Source organism: Staphylococcus sp. MB377 (genome assembly GCF_001922505.1).
In the GTDB taxonomy this organism is placed as follows: domain Bacteria; phylum Bacillota; class Bacilli; order Staphylococcales; family Staphylococcaceae; genus Staphylococcus; species Staphylococcus haemolyticus.
The window spans coordinates 1-2,799 of the sequence record NZ_MAON01000034.1 but is presented as its reverse complement, the minus strand read 5'-3'; the positions used below and the strand labels follow the sequence as shown (position 1 = coordinate 2,799).

Sequence of the window (2,799 nt, the reverse complement as noted above, 5' to 3'; positions counted from 1 at the left end):
GTTGTCATTAAGGTCCTTAGTTAAAAAAGAAGCCTCACCATTCTCACCTACATCAAGAGCTCCTGTTTGTTTTAGTTTCTCAATAGTATCATCATCTATATCAACGCCTTTAAAGATCATATAAGCCAGACGAAACTGTTCAATTTCACTGTTTACATCGGAAAACGAACGGTCGTAACCTTCAATAAGTGATATAGCTTTATCTACATCTCCTTGTAATTCTTCATTGTTAGGAAACCCAATAAGTGGCACACCTTTAAATAAGTTAGGAATACGTTCAGTCTCTGTTAACTTATCTAAATCTTCACCAGTGTACTCAATAATGTTTGTATCATTGTAAAACTCTACTTTGTAACCATCCTTGAAATCATCACCATCAATTACTTTGATTGGATAGCAGCGTATAGCGTATTTAGGTTCTGCAATGCTTGAATTCGTAAGAAATATAGCTTCATAAGGTTTAATATTCATAACCTTTTCGATGCCTTCTTTATCGTGATACAGTAGTCTCGCTCCGTATCCACAAATAGAGGCGAACTTCCCTGTTTCTGCGTCAGCATCCTCAGTATGATTCGCTTTTAAAAAGTCCTGAATACGTTTCAATACTTCATTATCTTCATGATCTAAGCTGTATGAGATAGGCAACCCAAACATATAACCGATTTTTGTATCGATAATTTCAGAGAAGAAGTCATTGTTTAGCTTATTGTTAACCTTATCTTTATTACCATCACCTTTAAACTCGCGAGTAAAGATAGGCACTCCCTTTTCACTTGCTTTGTATCGCTCGTACCTGTTAATCATGCGTTGTTTTAATGGTTCAAACTCATCAATAATTTTTTTTAGTAACTTTGATGTAGGCTCGCCATTTTGTTCATCCAGCAACGGAATATAGTGTTCAAACATCGTCTCACCCCCTTAATAGATTGACTTAACAGCCTTAGCTTTGTTATTAGTTACAACAACTGTATTTACAAAGTAACGATCACCATCCATTTGGTGGTCATTCTCTTTATTTGGTTTATCTTCACCACGAGCTGTAGCTTTCTCATCCCAAGTATAAGAAGCGTATTCACGAAATGTTTCTTTACAGCAATCGTTGTATTTTATCTTCTCTTCATTAAGAAGTCGTGCTACATTTCGTATGCCATCTATAACTTCATTCTTAGCTTTAAGCACTTTGAATCGATTCTTTTTCAATAAAGCAATAAATGAGGCTGCTGATGGGTCTACTATAATACCACGAATAGAAATATCTCCGACAAATTCTTTCAGATCATCAAGATACTCATCATCTGTCTTTTGCCGTGAACTCTTACGGCCATCATAATGATACTCTTTTGTTTTGTACCATATACCATCACATAAGCCCCATAGTCCATATGTCATAGGGTTCTGTGTACCATAGTCACAAGATACATAATACTTCTCGTATTCTCTTTCTACTGTTTTTACAACATGCTTTTCTTTGTTAAACATGTCATATACAATACCTTCTGCAAGCACCCATAAACCTAAAATGAAGCGTTGAAAGAAGACTCCACTATACATACGATAGTATCTTTGCTTCACTTTTTCAGATAAAGAAAGATTATCGTCCATTGTAAAATGAATATGTAGCAGGTTCTTGTCTTCCTTATTATCTATCCATTCAAGTTTGAACCAATGATACGGGCCGGCAGGGTTACAGTTAAACCAATACTTTGAGCCTTCAATAGAACAACGTCCTGTCGCTTGGTTCACAAAGCTTTGCGGCATAAGAGCAACTTCATCAAAAAACATACCAGCTAATGTAATACCTTGGATAAGTTCTTGTGATGATTCGTCCTTACCACCAAATATATAGAAATGATTCGTATGGCCATCTTTACTAATGGTAAGCATGTTCTCTGATAGATGGTCTTTCACTTTATATTTACGTGATTTTAACATCTTCTTTAATGGAGTAATTACGTTGCGTCGCAGTGATCCAATTGTTTTACCTGCCATACCTAAGTTTTCACCATTAAATGTTGCAGTTCCCCACATAACATAAGAAAGAGCCATCGAAACAGTTTTGCCAGCACGAATAGAACCATCGCATATAATACCGTCATGGTCCTTCATAGGTGAATCTTTTCTCCACCAAGTGAGTACTTGTAATTGTTTCTTTGAGAATGGTCTAAATTTAAAAGGGGCAGGTTTAAGTTTCATCTTCCCACACCTCTGCTGTTTTACCTTCTAACGCATCGATGAATCCGTCATCTTCATATCCTTCACCTTCATCACCTTTAATACGAGAAGTATCTGCTTTAATTTTATCAATTTGAGCTTTCTGCACTTCCATCTGCATTTTGTGGCGTTCTTCTTCGATTTTACGTTTGAAATTGTCAGGTACTAAGTCAAAGTACTGAGATAGTTTGTCCAGTGCTTTCATCTTGTCAGCAAGTTTTACTGACACGCCATCTTTTCCGAGTTTTACTTCGGTTATTATAGAACCATCAACCATGTCAGCCTCGTGTAAATCTACATAATTTATGATACGAGTTATTTCTTTACCGGATTCATCTTTCATCGGGCCAAACATCCCCATTACAGGTACTTCCTTCTGTCCAAAGGTTACATAGTTAGTAATATCAGCAAAAGCAATCTTAATGTACTCTTTAAGCACATCCATCGCTTCCACAAATACATTCTCGATTAACTCACCTTTAAGCTCTTTTATATAGGAAGAAACTCGTTCACGTCTTAGCAATCGACTAGCCTGTACATGAGCACCGTCTTTGGAGTATCCAGCCTTCAGTGCAGCTTGTGTACCAT

General features: G+C 36.6%; 3 protein-coding genes. All 3 read right to left on the bottom strand.

All coding sequences use genetic code 11. The annotated features are described in order from the left end of the window. Positions 1-906 (bottom strand): phage portal protein (locus tag BB045_RS08475; RefSeq protein WP_142236931.1); only part of this gene is annotated, 906 nt, incomplete at its 3' end. Between the two features lie 12 nt (positions 907-918). Beyond that, the gene (locus tag BB045_RS08470) at positions 919-2,193 is read right to left on the bottom strand and encodes a PBSX family phage terminase large subunit (protein WP_075140670.1); all 1,275 of its coding nucleotides are present in this window, start codon (positions 2,191-2,193) and stop codon (positions 919-921) included. Further along, positions 2,183-2,799 (bottom strand): terminase small subunit (locus BB045_RS08465; protein WP_075140669.1); only part of this gene is annotated, 617 nt, incomplete at its 5' end. The genes BB045_RS08465 and BB045_RS08470, both read right to left, overlap by 11 nt.

Coding starts and splice junctions, on each gene's coding strand:
- BB045_RS08470 (WP_075140670.1), bottom strand. CDS start 2,193: ATGAAACTTAAACCTGCCCCTTTTAAATTTAGACCATTCTCAAAGAAA.